Source organism: Streptomyces ipomoeae 91-03 (genome assembly GCF_000317595.1).
GTDB classification, from domain to species: domain Bacteria; phylum Actinomycetota; class Actinomycetes; order Streptomycetales; family Streptomycetaceae; genus Streptomyces; species Streptomyces ipomoeae.
In genome coordinates this window covers 1-14,136 of sequence record NZ_AEJC01000144.1, presented here as the reverse complement: position 1 = coordinate 14,136, position 14,136 = coordinate 1, and the positions used below count along the sequence as shown (strand labels likewise).

9 protein-coding genes are annotated in these 14,136 nt (G+C 70.8%); 5 read left to right on the top strand and 4 right to left on the bottom strand.

Annotated features, from left to right (window positions below; all coding sequences use genetic code 11):
• Positions 1 to 41 precede the first annotated feature (41 nt).
• Together STRIP9103_RS09130 and STRIP9103_RS09125 are read right to left on the bottom strand one after the other, a co-directional pair.
• On the bottom strand, positions 42 to 1,154 hold the full coding sequence (locus STRIP9103_RS09130; protein WP_009305660.1) for a serine hydrolase domain-containing protein: 1,113 nt from the start codon (positions 1,152 to 1,154) through the stop codon (positions 42 to 44).
• A 373-nt stretch (positions 1,155 to 1,527) separates the two neighbouring features.
• Positions 1,528 to 2,358, bottom strand: coding sequence for a phosphotransferase (locus tag STRIP9103_RS09125; RefSeq protein WP_048819962.1), 831 nt, complete (start codon positions 2,356 to 2,358; stop codon positions 1,528 to 1,530).
• Between the two features lie 304 nt (positions 2,359 to 2,662).
• On the opposite strand from STRIP9103_RS09125, the gene STRIP9103_RS09120 reads away from it, so the two are divergent.
• The 3 genes from STRIP9103_RS09120 to STRIP9103_RS09110 all read left to right on the top strand — a co-directional run bounded on the left by STRIP9103_RS09120 (position 2,663) and on the right by STRIP9103_RS09110 (position 8,627).
• Positions 2,663 to 5,533, top strand: a complete 2,871-nt coding sequence (locus STRIP9103_RS09120) for a peroxidase family protein (RefSeq protein ID WP_009305669.1) — start codon at positions 2,663 to 2,665, stop codon at positions 5,531 to 5,533.
• A gap of 62 nt (positions 5,534 to 5,595) precedes the next feature.
• A complete protein-coding gene (locus STRIP9103_RS09115; RefSeq protein ID WP_009305666.1) occupies positions 5,596 to 7,080 on the top strand; it encodes a hypothetical protein in 1,485 nt (494 codons plus the stop codon).
• A gap of 83 nt (positions 7,081 to 7,163) precedes the next feature.
• Positions 7,164 to 8,627 carry a hypothetical protein gene (locus tag STRIP9103_RS09110; RefSeq protein WP_048819961.1) on the top strand — a complete coding sequence of 488 codons (1,464 nt, stop codon included), beginning with the start codon at positions 7,164 to 7,166 and terminating at the stop codon, positions 8,625 to 8,627.
• Positions 8,628 to 8,714: 87 nt separating this feature from the next.
• Here STRIP9103_RS09110 and STRIP9103_RS09105 read toward each other — a convergent pair whose 3' ends face one another.
• Together STRIP9103_RS09105 and STRIP9103_RS09100 are read right to left on the bottom strand one after the other, a co-directional pair.
• Positions 8,715 to 10,547 (bottom strand): bifunctional sugar phosphate isomerase/epimerase/4-hydroxyphenylpyruvate dioxygenase family protein, encoded by a 1,833-nt coding sequence (locus STRIP9103_RS09105; RefSeq protein ID WP_009305658.1) that lies wholly within the window; start codon positions 10,545 to 10,547, stop codon positions 8,715 to 8,717.
• A 239-nt stretch (positions 10,548 to 10,786) separates the two neighbouring features.
• Positions 10,787 to 11,665, bottom strand: a complete 879-nt coding sequence (locus tag STRIP9103_RS09100; protein WP_009305674.1) for a shikimate dehydrogenase — start codon at positions 11,663 to 11,665, stop codon at positions 10,787 to 10,789.
• 148 nt (positions 11,666 to 11,813) lie between these two features.
• Between STRIP9103_RS09100 and STRIP9103_RS09095 the strand changes: the two genes are divergently transcribed.
• Together STRIP9103_RS09095 and STRIP9103_RS09090 are read left to right on the top strand one after the other, a co-directional pair.
• A complete protein-coding gene (locus tag STRIP9103_RS09095) occupies positions 11,814 to 12,479 on the top strand; it encodes a TetR/AcrR family transcriptional regulator (RefSeq protein WP_009305671.1) in 666 nt (221 codons plus the stop codon).
• Positions 12,480 to 12,758: 279 nt separating this feature from the next.
• Entirely contained in the window at positions 12,759 to 14,111 is a 1,353-nt protein-coding gene (locus STRIP9103_RS09090; RefSeq protein WP_009305676.1) for an MFS transporter, read from the top strand.
• The last annotated feature ends 25 nt before the right edge of the window (positions 14,112 to 14,136 follow it).

The window sequence follows — 14,136 nt, the reverse complement described above, 5'->3', positions numbered from 1 at the left end:
GCACCCGCACCCGCACCCGCACCCGCTGAACGAACGAACCCTCAGCCCCGAGCTCTCCCGTGCCCCTCGCACAGCGCCGCGTCCACCGCGCCCTGGAGGTGCCGCAGGCTGTCGCCCGCCGCCGCCCAGGTCGTCGTGTAGACGGTCACGGTGCCGCGGTCGCCCGTCGCGTGGCCGCCGCCCACCGAGTTGCCGGGGAGGTCGCCGCCGTGGCCCCAGTAGGCGCCGCCGCAGCTGAGGGGGATGGAGGCGACGCCGTAGCCGTAGCGGCTGCCGGGCGGGTAGACGTCCCGGCCGCCGACGTCGGTGGTGTCGTGGGTCATCAGACGCAGCGCCCAACCGGGCAGGAGTCGGCCGCCGAACAGGGCGTCCCAGAAGGCGTTGAGGTCCTCGGGGGTGGACACGAGGCCGCCGGACGCGCCGAACTCGTACCCGGGCAGCTCGGTCACATCCACCCGGCCGGCCTCCGGGCGTGCCGGGTGGATGCCGTAGTTGCGGGCGTGCGGTCCCCGCAGACGAAGCTCGCCGGGCGGCGGCCAGTAGGTGTCGTCCAGGTGCAGTGGACGCAGGATGGCGCGCTCGATGTGGGTGCGGAAGTCGACCCCCGTCACCTTGTCGATCAGCATGCCGAGCGCCAGGTAGTTGGTGTTGGAGTAGTACCAGTCGGTGCCGGGTGCGAAGAGGGGCTCCTTCGCGAGTGCCAGGGCCAGATGCTCCTCGGAGGTGCCGGGCCGGCTCCAGTCGACCAGCGCGGTGTACTCCGGGAGCCCACTGGTCTGCTTGAGCAACTGCCGTACGGTGATGGGCCGTTCGGCAAACTGCGGCACATGACGCCCCACCCGGTCGTCGAGTCGGACCCTCCCCTCCGCCACCAGCCGCATCACGGCCACCGCCGTGAACGCCTTGGTGTTGCTGGCCAGCCGGAAGCGGCCCCGCTCCTCGACCATCGGCCGCCCCGACTCGAGGTCCGCGACACCGGCCGTATGTGTCACCCTGCCGTCGTACGTCAGGGCGCCCGGCACTCCGTCGCGCTCGACGAGCAGGTCCAACTGCCGCTGCACCGGGTCGGGTTGGTCGGCCGCGGCCACGGGGGCGAACGCCCCGGTGAGCGTCGCGGCGAGCAGGACCGCGGCGGCGAGATGCTTTCTCGGCATAGGTGTTCCCCCTGGTCGTGGCCCGGCTTGCGCGGGCCGCTCGATCACTCACCGATGACCTTGCCAGGGCCGCGGCACGAGATCAGTCCGCCCACCCCCCGAATCGGGGCGGTGGTCAACCCCCTCGGCTCGGCGTGGCCCACCGCAGCGGCGGAGTGGGGATAACCCCCTGCCGGATACGGCCCGGCGGTCGAGGGCGGGAGGTACGGGCTGGGGCCGGCCTGGCAGGACACCTCGTGCGGGGTCCGTGTCCACGGCGACGACGGTGACGCCCTCCTGGACGAGGCCTTCTGCGACCGACTGACACGCGCGGGCACGAGCGGGGCGCCGCCCATGGGTCGAGCACCGGAGCGGGCGCCGCCCGGGCCGCTCGTCAAGGCATGAGGGCGGTGGTGAACAGGGCGCGGTGGGTGGTCAGCCAGGTCTGGATGCGGTCCCATCGGGCCCAGCCGCCCCGCTCGGCGAGCATCCGGACATACGCGGGATCGCCGCCGGAGACACGCGCCTCGACGAAGGCCCGGCACACCGCCGTGGCCTGTTCCACGGCCTCGGGGAGCCCGGCGCGGTCCTGCGGGGAGAGGCCGTAGCCGTCGGCGAGGAGTCGCAGGCGTCGGGGCGCGTCCAGGGCGGCCGGATAGAGCGCGGCGGCGGATTCGGGATCGAGCATCGGTACCCAGTAGCGGGCGGTCATGGCGACGTCCCAGATGGGGCGTCCCGGGGCCGCGAGGTCGAAGTCGATGAGGGCGGTGGCACGGCCGTCGCGGAAGACGACGTTGTCAGGGCAGACGTCGTTGTGGCAGAGCAGTGTCCCGCCCACCGGATCGGCCAGGTCCCGGGGCCAGTCGGCCCGCGTGTCGACCGGGACGGCCGCACTCGCCTCGTGCAGTCGTCGCAGGAGCCGTCCCACGGAGGCGAGCGCCGTCTCCGTCAACGCCCAGCGCGGCAACGGTGGCAGCGCCACATCGCCGGGGACGAAGGTCAGTCGCTCGCGGCCGTCCGGGGTGAGGCGGACCGGAAGCGGAGCCCCGTCGAAGCCGTGGCGGCGAAGCGCGCGGAGGTGGGCGTGCAGGGCGGGCGCGGTACGCGGCGCCGGGCGGTCGACCAGCGAACCCCGCCTGAAGACCGCCCCGGCGTTCACGGTGCCGCCGACCAGCGTCTCCTTCGTGCCGCCGCCCCACGCCTCCGCCGTATCACCGCCCGGCATTTCTCCGGCGCCGCCGCCCCGTACTTCCCCCTCCGCCGTCATGCCCATCACGCTAACGCCACGCCCCTCGCAGCACATCACCGCACCGGTCGGGCGGCACCGGACCAGCGTCGTACGCATCGGATACCAACACCCGTTCGAACACTCCCACGACGCTCCGATTGCGAGGGTCATCCACATTGTTGTCAGATGTGCATATGGCGTGAACTGTCGCTGTGGCCGGACCTGGTCGCCTGTAGCGTGCGCCCCCTGTCCCTTATGCACCCGTACGCATTCGTACGCGTCCGTTCGAAGGAAACGACCGATGGCCGAGACCGGGCAGCACGATCAGCGGTTCGAGCGGTACGAGGGCGGCAGCCCCGAGGCCGAGCGGCTGGTTTTCGAGCGGTTGGCGCGGGAGCTGATGGAGGTCCAGCTCAGGAACCGGCGGGCCGGGGGCGGAGGGATCACGCGGACGTTCCACGCGAAGGCTCCGGTGGCGGTCGAGAACGCCCGGCTGCGCTTCCACGACGATCTGCCGGAGGCGCTGCGGGTCGGCTTCGCCCAGCCCGGCGCCGACTATCCGGCGACGGTCCGGCTGTCGAACGCCAGCGGCGTCCGGCAGGGCGACGGCTCGCCCGACCTGCGGGGCGTGGCCGTACGCGTACGGGTCTCGCAGGACGAGAGTCATGATCTGCTGGCCACCAGTTATCCGGTGTCGCACGCGAGCGACGCGCGTGAGTTCGTGGCGTTCGCCAAGGCCATGGCGGGGGCGCGGAGCCCGTTGCAGAAGGCGTTCGGGCTGTTCGTGAAGCTGCCGTTGGCCGTGGGGGTGAAGACGGCCATCCGGATGCGGCGGAACGTGCAGGACGCCGTCCGACGGTCCGTCGACTCCCTCGCCACCGAGACCTATTGGAGTCGCGGGGCCATTCTGTGGGGTGACGCCGGGCCGGTGCGCTATCTGTTGCGGCCCGCGCACGGCACGCCCTCCGCGTCCGCGTCCGACCGGCGAGACCCGGACTTCCTGCACCGTGAGTTCGCGGGGCGGCTGGGTCAGGCGGATGTGGCGTTCGACCTGTGCGTACAGCGGTATGTGGACGAGCGGCGTACGCCGGTCGAGGACGCGGCGGTGGAGTGGCAGGAGACGGTGGCGCCGGCGGTGCCGATCGCCCGGCTCACCCTCCCGCGTCAGGAACTGGACGGCGCGGAGGCACGGGCGGCGGCGCGGCGGATCGAGGATCTGACCTTCAATCCGTGGTACACGACCGACGATTTCCGGCCACTGGGGAACATCAACCGGGCGCGGAAGACCGGGTACCAGGCGAGCGGCGCGCATCGCCTCGGGCTGCGCTTCGTCACCGAGGAACCCTTGCGCAACAAGGTGCTCGGCCGTCCCGTGGGTGCCGCCTTCGGGCTGCTGAACCGGTACGTCCCCTGGCATCGGCTGCCGGTGTCGCTGAGCCTGCTGAACCTGGTGTTCGTGCGGCGGGTGCTGCGGCGGCTGAATCTGATCGACACCGAGGTGCGCGAGGCGCCGCCGAGGGCCGAGCCCGTACCGGAGCCGATTCCGGAGCGGCTGCGCACGGAGCGGTCGTACGACGGGACGTACAACGATCTGTCGGAGCCGCGGATGGGTGCCGTGGGTGCCGCCTTCGGACGGAACCTCAAGCCGGACTACCGGCCCGACCTCTTCGACACGCCGAACCCGGTGACCGTCAGCCGGCAGCTGCTGCACCGCGAGAGCTTCGTACCGGCGACCTCGCTGAACGTGCTGGCGGCGGCGTGGATCCAGTTCCAGGTGCACGACTGGGTCAACCACCGCCGGTACAAGACCGGCGACCGCAGTGTGGAGGTGCCGCTGCCGCCCGGCTTCAACGGTAGCTGGCAGAACGTGCCGGGCGGGCCGACGGAACGCGTGATGCGGTTCGCGGAGAACGAGGGCATCGAGCGGCCCGGCAGGCCGCCGATCCTGTTCGCCAACAGCGCCTCGCACTGGTGGGACGGCTCCGAGGTGTACGGCGCGGACGAGCAGACGGCGCGGTTCCTGCGCGAGCCGGACGGGGGCGCCAAACTCCGGCTGGAGGACGGGCATCTGCCGATGAGCGGCAACGGGATTCCGCTCACCGGGTTCAACGAGAGCTGGTGGATGGGGCTCAGCGCGATGCACACGCTGTTCGCCCGCGAGCACAACGCGGTGTGCGACGCGCTGCGCGCCGAGTACCCGTCGATGAGCGAGGAGAAGATCTACCACACGGCCCGGCTGGTGGTCTCGGCGCTGATCGCGAAGATCCACACCGTGGAGTGGACCCCGGCGATCCTCGCCACCGAGGCGATCGACCTCGCGCTGCACACCAACTGGGAGGGCCCGCCCGACAACTGGCTCAACCGGCTGGGGCTGTGGCTGTTCGAGGCGCACTCGCTGACCGGCATCCCGAAGACGCTCCCGGACCATCACGCGGCGCCGTACTCGCTCACCGAGGACTTCGTCACCGTCTACCGCATGCATCCGCTGATCCCGGACGACTACGAGTTGCGCGAGCACCAGTTCGGGCGGCGGCTGGAGACGGTGGGCTTCCTGGACATCCAGGGCGGGGCGGCCGAGGCACAGATCCGCAAGACGGGGCTCGCGAACGCGCTGTACTCGTTCGGGATCGCCCACCCGGGTGCGATCACGCTGCACAACTTCCCGCGCTCGCTCCAGCGTTTCGAGCGCGACGGGGAGATCATCGACCTGTCGGTGGTCGACCTCGTCCGTACGCGGCGGCGGGGTGTGCCGCGCTACAACGACTTCCGGGCCGGGCTGCACATGCCGCGGATCCGTTCGTTCGAGGAGCTGACGGGGAACGCGGAGACGGTGGCGCGGCTGAAGGACGTCTACCGGGACGTCGACGACATCGACACGGTGGTCGGGCTGTTCGCGGAGAACCCGCCGGAGGGCTTCGGCTTCAGCGACACCGCGTTCCGGATCTTCGTCCTGATGGCCAGCCGACGGCTGCAGAGCGACCGCTTCCTGACGGTCGACTACCGGCCGGAGGTCTACACACCGCTCGGTATCGACTGGGTCGAGAAGGGCGGCATGAACTCCGTCGTCCTGCGCCACTGCCCGGAGTTGGCGCCGCTGCTGCCGCGCGGGGCGAGCGCCTTCGCACCGTGGCGGACGGTACGGCCGATGAGCGACAACGGCGGTTCACCATGACGCCGTGACACACGACCCGGGGTGTGTCGCACCCCGGGTCCGGAACACAACGGGGGAACAGCATGACCTTCACCGACAACCAGTCCGGGGTGCCCGCGGCCGAGGAGCCGTTCGGCGGGGCCGCATTCGACGGGGGGCTGGGCCTGGCCGACGCCGACACGCTGTCCGGTCTCGCCGGCACGACCACCACCACCCACCCCGGGCTCGCCGATCTCTTCGCGCGGCCCCTGCTCCGCACGGTGTGGCGACGCCGTACGCACCGGGTGAGCCGGGGCGCCCGGGTGTCCGCCGGGACCATGACCTACACGTCCACCCACAAGGCGCAGCCTCTTTCGGAGCTGGAGGAGGCGGTGCTGATAGCGATCACCGGCTCCACGGGGCTGACCATGCCCGACCGGCCCTTCGAGGACCCGGACAACGGCACCCCGATCATGTCCAAGCCCAACCTGACGATGACGGGCCGTACCGCCGGGAGCCCGGACAACGCGCAGGGCACCCACTTCTTCCTCGTCAACGACACCGGCACCTACTTCCTGCGCAGGCTGGAGCCCGCGCCGCACGAGCCGTTCGACGCCGAGACCCTGGTGGCACGGGCGCGCCGGGCCAAGGTGAGGGTCCTGGACCACCGCCTGGACGTGAAGCCGGACCAGCGGGACTTCCCGGCGTACCTCGACTCGAACCGGTTCCTGTCCAATCTCCCCGGAACGACGCTGCTGTTTCCGGTGGTGGATCTCTCCCACCAGTACGTCAACGCCCTGATGTATCTGCTCACACAGCCGGACGGGGCCCGACCCACCTTCGTGGACGACCGCAACTTCTACCGTCCCGCCGGGGTGAGGAAGTGGGTGCGGAACGGCTTCCTCAACAAGGACGTGAAGCTGCCGCTCGGCGCCCTCGGCCCGATGCGCACCCAGATCGAGGCGGATCTGCTGCTGCAGAATCTGATGCTCACCGCCGAGGCGATGGGCCTGGGCGCCTGGATCCACGGCTCCATCAACCCGCAGATCGCCCTCGGCGACCCGAAGTTCTCCCGCGCGTACGGCAGGATGCTCGGCTTCGACTTCGTCACCCCGCGCTGGAAACTCGCCGATGTGTGGCGCTGGCACATCCCCCTGCCGAAGTACGCCGCCGTGCGCTCGCACCCGGTCGGCCTCCGCTCCCCCGACGGCGAACCCCTCATCGCCGCCGCCTGCCCGCCCACGTACCCGACGATGTCGGACGCCGTAGAGAAGATCATCGCCAGGAAGTTCGGCCGCGACGGCATCTACACCGACCGGGACGTCTTCGCCCGGATCTACCGCGAGGACTACGGGCAGCGCTATCTCACCGAGGCCGGCGAGTACGACCAGCGGGTGATCGACTGCGCCCGGGACGTCTGCGAGTACGTCCTGCGCACCCATGGCCGCTTCCCGGCCCACACGGACGCGATCCACGTCCCCGGCGTGTGGCTCCAGGTCCATCACGTCGAGAACGAGTACTACGAGCGGTTCTTCGTGAACGGCCTGACGGACGCGCACCGGGCCCACGGGGAGGCGTGGGGTCACTGATGACCGGAACACCCACGGAGTGAATCGGGGCCCTCGCCCGGACGGTTGACAGCTACAACCATTCCGGGCGAGAGTCCCCAGTGATGATCATCGACGAGCTGACAGCGGCCGAGCGGCGCGTGTGGGAGGCCTTTCCACGGGGCGTCGCCGTGGACTTCCGTACGAGCGAGGACGAGGAGGCGACGGACGGGGAGGCATGGGGTCCGGAGCGGACCGTACGGGCGAGTGTGCTGCGGGCCCTGCTGCTGACGGTTCCCCAGGAGGAGGGCGAGGTCGCCGCGTTGAAGATCTCCGGCGCGCGGATCACGGGCGCGCTGGACCTTCGGTACGCCACGGCCGACTGTGTCATCCGGATGAGCCACTGCCACTTCGACGCCGTCCCCGACTGGTCGGGCGCCCAGCTGCACTACGTCAAGCTCAACAAGTCGGTGTTCCCCGGTCTGCGTTCGGCGCGGATACGGGTGGACGGCAGCCTCCGGATGACCGAGTGCCGGTTCCGGGGACCGCTGCGGCTGGGCGGGGCGCAGATCGCGGGGGCGCTGTATCTGCAGCGGGCCGAGTTCACGGGGGCGGAGGACGGCGAGCCCGTGCTCCAGCTCAACCAGGCGGAGATCGGCGACGACCTGTGCGCTCCCGGGCTGCGTGCGCAGGGCGAGATCAGACTCAACGACGCCACCGTCAACGGCATGATCGACCTCATGCACGCCGACCTCAACCATCGGGGCGGCACGGTGCTCAGGGCGGAGCGCCTGAGCGCCAGCTCCGACGTCCTGATGCGACACGCGAGGGCACACGGCCGGATCGATCTGCGCGGCGCCCGCATCGAGGGCCGCCTGGAGATGTCGTACGCGCGTCTGTCGAACCCCGGCGGCACGGTCCTGCGGGTGAGCAGCGGCACCGTGAGCGAACTCTGGCTGCGCAGGGGCCCGCGGATCGAGGGCGTCCTCAATCTGCGCCGCTCCCAGATAGAGGTCCTGTTCCTGGAGCCGGACATCCTGCCGGACAAGGTGTTACTGAACCACCTCACCTACACCACACTGCTGCCGCACGAGCCGGCGGTCCAGCGGCTGCCCATGGTGGAACGGGACGGCGACGGCTATGTCCCCTACGCCTACGAGCAGTTGACCGAGGCGTACCGCCGCATCGGCGACGACGCCGCGGCCCGCCGTGTCCAACTCGCCAAGCAGCGCCGCCACCGCGCGACCCTCGCCTGGTACGGCCGGCTCTGGGGCTACGTCCAGGACGCCACCGTCGGCTACGGCTTCCGCCCCCTCCGCGCCGCCGTGTGGCTGCTGTCGCTGATGGCGGTCGGCTCCATCGCGTACGCGCTGCACCGGCCGGCCCCGCTGAAGGCGGACGAGGCCCCGCAGTTCAACCCCGTCTTCTTCACCCTCGACCTGCTCCTGCCGATCATCGACTTCGGCCAGGAACGCGCGTACGCGCCCGAGGGGTGGGCGCAGTGGCTGTCGTACGTCCTCGTCATCACCGGCTGGATCCTGGCGACGACGGTGGTCACGGGCGTGACACGCACGGTCAGCCGCCAGTGACCGCGTCGGCCGACCGGACCGCCGGTCATGCCTTTGCCCGGCACCCCTGGGCGCGGGCGCGCCATCGGTGCCCGATCGTGGCTCCCCTCACCTGACGGGACGTTGGACGTGCTGGGCGGCGAGTCGTACGGGTGCGTTCTGGGCCCCGTAGCCCCGGTAGCCGCCGTCCCGCTGGACCAGCTCGAAGAAGACGCGCCCCACGGTCTCGGTGTAGCAGTGCCGGAACTCCCCGTTCGTGTCCCGGTCGTAGAGGATGCCGAGTTCGCGGTACGTCTCCAGCTCGCCTTCGTCGAACTCGAACCGGGCGGCCAGGTCGTCGTAGTAGTTCGCGGGCACCGCCAACAGCCGTCCCCCCGCCGCGCGGAACGCACGGGCGGCGGCGACGACGTCATCCGTGGCCAGGGCGATGTGCTGGGCGCGGGCGGCGTCGTCGCTCGGGGCGGGCCCCACGCTGAGGGCGATACGGACACTGCCGTCGGCGTTGCTCACCGGCCGGCTGCGGAACAGTCCGTACGGGTCGGCGACATCGACGCTCTCACGGGCGTCGAGGCCGAGCACCGTGCGGTGGAAGAGCGCCGCCTCGTCGAACTGGTGCCAGGGCTGGGTGAGGGCGAGATGGTCGACGCGGCGGATGTGCTGCCGGGCGGGCCGGGCGTGACTGACGGGCCGGAAGTCATGTGTCCAGCTGGGGAGCCGGGGCTCAGCAGGGGTGCCACCGTGGCCGGGCGCGGCCGAGCCCTCGGTGGAGGCGCAGAAGAAGAGTTCGGTGCCGTCGGGGGCGGCCACCGCGTCGAGGACGACGTCCTCGGGGCCGCGCCGACGTGGCAGGACGGGGGCGAGCAGTGCCTCGGCGCGATGGGCGGCGCCGACCGGGTCCGGTGACTCCAGCCCGATCGCGGCGAGCTGGGTGCCGTCACGCCGGGCGGCCGGACCGGTGTTGACCAGGACCCGGGCCTCGCCCTGCTCCCACAGGTCCACCGGCTTGCCGCGATGCCGGGCGGTCCGGGCGAAGCCGAGGGCACCGAGCAGCGCGCCCACCGGTTCGGCGTCCGGGGTCACGAGCTCGGTGAAGGCGATCCCCGTGGGCACGACCGGCTCCGGCAGCGCGACGAGCCCGGCCGTCTCCTGGAGCATCAGCAGCGAACGATGCGCGTCCACGGCGGTGGGCCCGGCCTCGGCCTGCCGGAACACATCGTTGAAGACCTCCAGGGAGAGCGGCCCGTCGTATCCGGCTGCCATCACCTGCTTGACGAGCCCTGCGATGTCGAAGCCGCCCTGTCCCGGGAAGCACCGGTAGTGCCGACTCCACTGCAGCACATCCATGGCCATCAGCGGCGCGTCGGCCAGCTGGAGGAAGAAGATCTTCTCCCCGGGGATGTCCGCGATCCTCTTCGGATCGGAGCCCCGCGCGAGGATGTGAAAACTGTCGAGGCAGGTCCCGAGCGCGGGGTGATCGGCAGCCTCGACGATGCGCCAGGCATGGTCGTACGTACTGACATGCCGCCCCCAGGCCAGCGCCTCGTACGCCACCCGAATACCGAAGTCCTGGGCGAGATCGGCGAGTTGGCGCAGATGATGGGCGGCGAGGGCGTCATTGTCCACGGCGAGCGGATGAACACTGGAGCACACCAGCACGGTGTCGGCCCCCAGCCGCCGCATCAGCTCGAACTTGTGCCGGGCACGACGCAGATTGCGCTCGAACTCGTCCGCCGGCACGGCCTCGATGTCCCGCATCGGCTGGTAGAGATCGATACTCAGCCCCAGATCGGCACACCGGGCCCGAATGTCCTCGGGGGTGAGCGGACTGGCCAGCAGATCGTTCTCAAAGATCTCGACCCCGTCGAACCCGGCCCGAGCGGCGGCGGTGAGCTTCTCGGTGAGGGACCCGCTGAGGGAGACGGTGGCGATGGAGGTACGCATGCTTCTCCTTCCAAAGGTGCAGTGCAGCGCCCTTTGAAGGGGCGCAGCCCCTTCAGGCGCGCGGGGCTGTGGCGCTGTGCGGCTCCGCCGCGATGGGGCCCCTCCCTCTCATGGGGTACCTCCCGCTCGAGCGAAGTCGAGAGTGGGGGAGAAGTCGAGAGTGGGGAAGCAGTCGGGAGTGGGGGAGCGACCGGCCACGAACAACCCGCAGCCGACACACGACAGACCCCCAACGGCGCTCAGTTACGGGCCCCCGCGACCCCGGCCAACTCCCCGATGTCCGCCACCATCGACGCGACGTCCGGCTCAAGCCCCGTGAACAACCGAAACGCGTCCACAGCCTGGAACACAGCCATCCCACCCCCGTCCAGGGTCGCGCACCCCACCCCCCGGGCGGCCCGCAACAACTCCGTCTCCAACGGCCGGTACACCACCTCCGCCACCCACAGCCCGGGATGCAGCAACTCGGCGGCGAAGGGCAGCCCCGGGTGCGCGGCCATCCCGGTCGGCGTCGCATGGACGACGCCGTCGGCCTCGGCCAGCAGTCCGGGCAGGGAGTCCGGCGTCGCGGCCACGGCACGTCCCGCACCGAAGTGCCGGTTGAGCCCGGTCGCCAAGTCGGTCGCCCGATCCGGCATCGCGTCCACGACGGTGATCCGCCCGGCGCCCAGCGTGAGCATGGCGTGGGCGACGGCCGCGCCCGCGCCCCCGGCGCCGAGCTGTACGACCTTCTCCAGCGGGGCGTCGGGCAGCCCGCGGGCGAAGGACGCGGCGAAGCCGGTGACGTCCGTGTTGTGGCCGATGGCCCGGCCGCCGTCCTCGAAGACGACGGTGTTGACCGCGCCGAGCGCGGCGGCCTGCGGGGCGAGCCCGTCGAGGTGTTCGATGACGAGCTGCTTGCAGGGGTGGGTGATGTTCAGCCCGTCGAAGCCCAGGTCACGGGCGGCACGCAGCAGATCGCCCACGGCCTGAGGCCCGACGCCGAGGACGTCGATGTCGATCAGCCGGTACAGATAGCGCAGACCCTGCCGGTCGGCCTCGCGCTCATGCAGGGCGGGGCTGAGCGAGGGCCCGATGCCGGAGCCGATGAGGCCGACGAGATACGAGTCCTTGGCCACGGTCGGCCCTCCTCAGACGCTTCAGGAAATCTAATGTACGAACTAGTACGTTAGTGATAGCAGCCGTCCGGCGGCAAAGGGAAGCCCACCGCCCCAAGCACTTCTCTTACAATCACGGGCACCGGCCGCACTCGCCCGAAGGAACCCGATGACCAGCGTCGAAGAACCGGCACGACCGAACGGGCGACTGCGGGACGCGGCCCGCACGAAGGCCGAGATCCTCGACGTGGCGACCCAGGAGTTCGCCCGCGCCGGGTTCGCGGGGGCCCGGGTGGACGAGATCGCCGCCCGCACCCGCACCACGAAGCGGATGATCTACTACTACTTCGGCGGCAAGGAGCAGCTGTTCACGGCGGTGCTGGAGCGCGCGTACTCCGTGATCCGCGATGCCGAGCAGGAGCTGGACGTCGAGCATCTGGACCCGGTCGCGGCCATTCGCCGGCTGTGCGAGCTGACGTTCGACCACCATGAGGCGCACCCCGACTTCATCCGCCTGGTCAGCATCGAGAACATCCACGAGGCGGAGCACATCGCCTCCTCCGAGGCGCTGGCGAAGATCGGCTCGCCGGCGCTCGACGTGATCCGCCGGATCCTGGAGGCGGGCCGGGCCTCGGGGCTGTTCACGGCCGACGTGGACGCGGTCGACCTGCACGCGATGATCAGCGCGTTCTGCTTCTTCCGGGTCGCCAACCGGCACACCTTCGGCGCGCTCTTCGGCCGCGACCTGGTCGCCCCCGCCGGACGCGAGCACTACCGCGCGATGCTCGGCGACATGGTGATCGCCTACCTGACGGCGGACCGGGCGACGGACTGACGCCCCACACCTTTCGACGACCTGGACTGCCCTTCGACGACTTGGACGGCCCTTCGACGACTTGGACAGGCACTCGGCACACGCTCCCGACATCGGCACACCCCCTTGACAGCCGGGAAACGTCGGCGCAACATCCCTAGCCAACCGCTACTAACTACCCAGTGGGTTAATTAGCCGGGACAGCAAGCACCCGGCGCGGCCGACCCGTCACCCCAGGGATCCGGCTCCTCCCCTCTCCGCTCACTCCACGTAGGTTGGAGTTCCCTCGAAGGAGCACCCGTGTCAGTCCCCACCCCCGACGCCGCGCCGCCCGGCCAGCCCAAGAAGGCCGCCATGGCCGCCTGGATCGGCAGCGCCCTGGAGTACTACGACTTCTTCATCTACGGCAGCGCAGCGGCCCTGATCTTCCCCGAGATCTTCTTCGACGAGTCCGACCCGGCCACCGCGACGCTGCTGTCGCTGGCCACGTTCGGTGTCGCGTACGCGGCGCGGCCGATCGGCGCGCTGTTCCTCGGCCACTTCGGCGACCGGCTGGGCCGTAAGAAGATCATGGTCTTCACCCTCATCCTGATGGGCCTGTCGACGTTCCTGATCGGCTGTCTGCCCACCCGTGACCAGGTCGGCACCCTCGCCCCGGTGCTCCTGGTGCTCTGCCGCGTCCTCCAGGGCATCTCGGCGGCCGGCGAACAGGCCAGCGCCAACTCGATGACGCTGGAGCACGCACCGGCGCACCGGCGGGGCTTCTTCACCAGCTTCACCCTGAGCGGCACCCAGGGCGGGCAGCTGCTCGCGACCCTGGTCTTCATCCCGATCGCCGCGCTCCCCGAGGACCAGCTGCTGTCCTGGGGCTGGCGGATCCCGTTCTGGCTGAGCATCGCGGTCGCCGTCGTCGGCTATGTCATCCGGCGCACGCTGGAGGAGACCCCGGCCTTCACCCGGCAGCAGTCCGCGTCCGAGGGCGTCGCCGAGCTGCCGCTGGCGGTGCTGCTGCGCGAGCACTGGGCGGACGTGCTGCGGGTGATCGCGGGCGCGCTGGTCGCCTCGGTCTCCACGATCTTCACGGTGTGGGCGCTGGCGTACGGCACGAGTGACTCCGTCGGTCTGTCCCGCTCCTCCATGCTGTGGGTGGGGGCGCTGGCCAACCTGGTGGCGCTCGGCGCGATCCCGCTGTGGGCCACGCTCTCCGACCGCGTCGGCCGCCGCCCGGTGTTCCTGATCGGCTCGGCCGGCAGCGCGGCGATGATGTTCGTCTACCTGTGGGCGATCTCCACCGGCGCCTATCCGCTGGTCCTGATCCTCGGCATCATCACCTTCGGTGTCGTCTACAGCGCGGCGAACGGCATCTGGCCCTCCTTCTACGGCGAGATGTTCGCCACCCGGGTCCGGCTGTCCGGCATGGCCATCGGCACCCAGATCGGCTTCGCGATCGCCGGCTTCGCCGTCACCTTCGCCGCGCAGATAGCCGGCCCCGCCGGCGACGACTGGTCCGCGGTGGCCCTCTTCACCGCGGCCCTGTGCGTCCCGCCGGTCCTCGCGGCCCTCACGGCCCGCGAGACCCACAAGACCCCGACCGAACTCCTCGGCACCCGCACTCCGCGCGAGGGAGCCGACCGGGAGCGGGTCACGGCCTGAAGCTCCGCCCCCGAACCACCCCGGA

Excerpts from the sequence above, each read along its gene's own strand:
- STRIP9103_RS09110 (WP_048819961.1), top strand. The coding sequence starts at position 7,164 with ATGATCATCGACGAGCTGACAGCGGCCGAGCGGCGCGTGTGGGAGGCC.
- STRIP9103_RS09125 (WP_048819962.1), bottom strand. The coding sequence starts at position 2,358 with ATGCCGGGCGGTGATACGGCGGAGGCGTGGGGCGGCGGCACGAAGGAG.
- STRIP9103_RS09130 (WP_009305660.1), bottom strand. The coding sequence starts at position 1,154 with ATGCCGAGAAAGCATCTCGCCGCCGCGGTCCTGCTCGCCGCGACGCTC.
- STRIP9103_RS09105 (WP_009305658.1), bottom strand. The coding sequence starts at position 10,547 with ATGCGTACCTCCATCGCCACCGTCTCCCTCAGCGGGTCCCTCACCGAG.
- STRIP9103_RS09120 (WP_009305669.1), top strand. The coding sequence starts at position 2,663 with ATGGCCGAGACCGGGCAGCACGATCAGCGGTTCGAGCGGTACGAGGGC.
- STRIP9103_RS09115 (WP_009305666.1), top strand. The coding sequence starts at position 5,596 with ATGACCTTCACCGACAACCAGTCCGGGGTGCCCGCGGCCGAGGAGCCG.
- STRIP9103_RS09095 (WP_009305671.1), top strand. The coding sequence starts at position 11,814 with ATGACCAGCGTCGAAGAACCGGCACGACCGAACGGGCGACTGCGGGAC.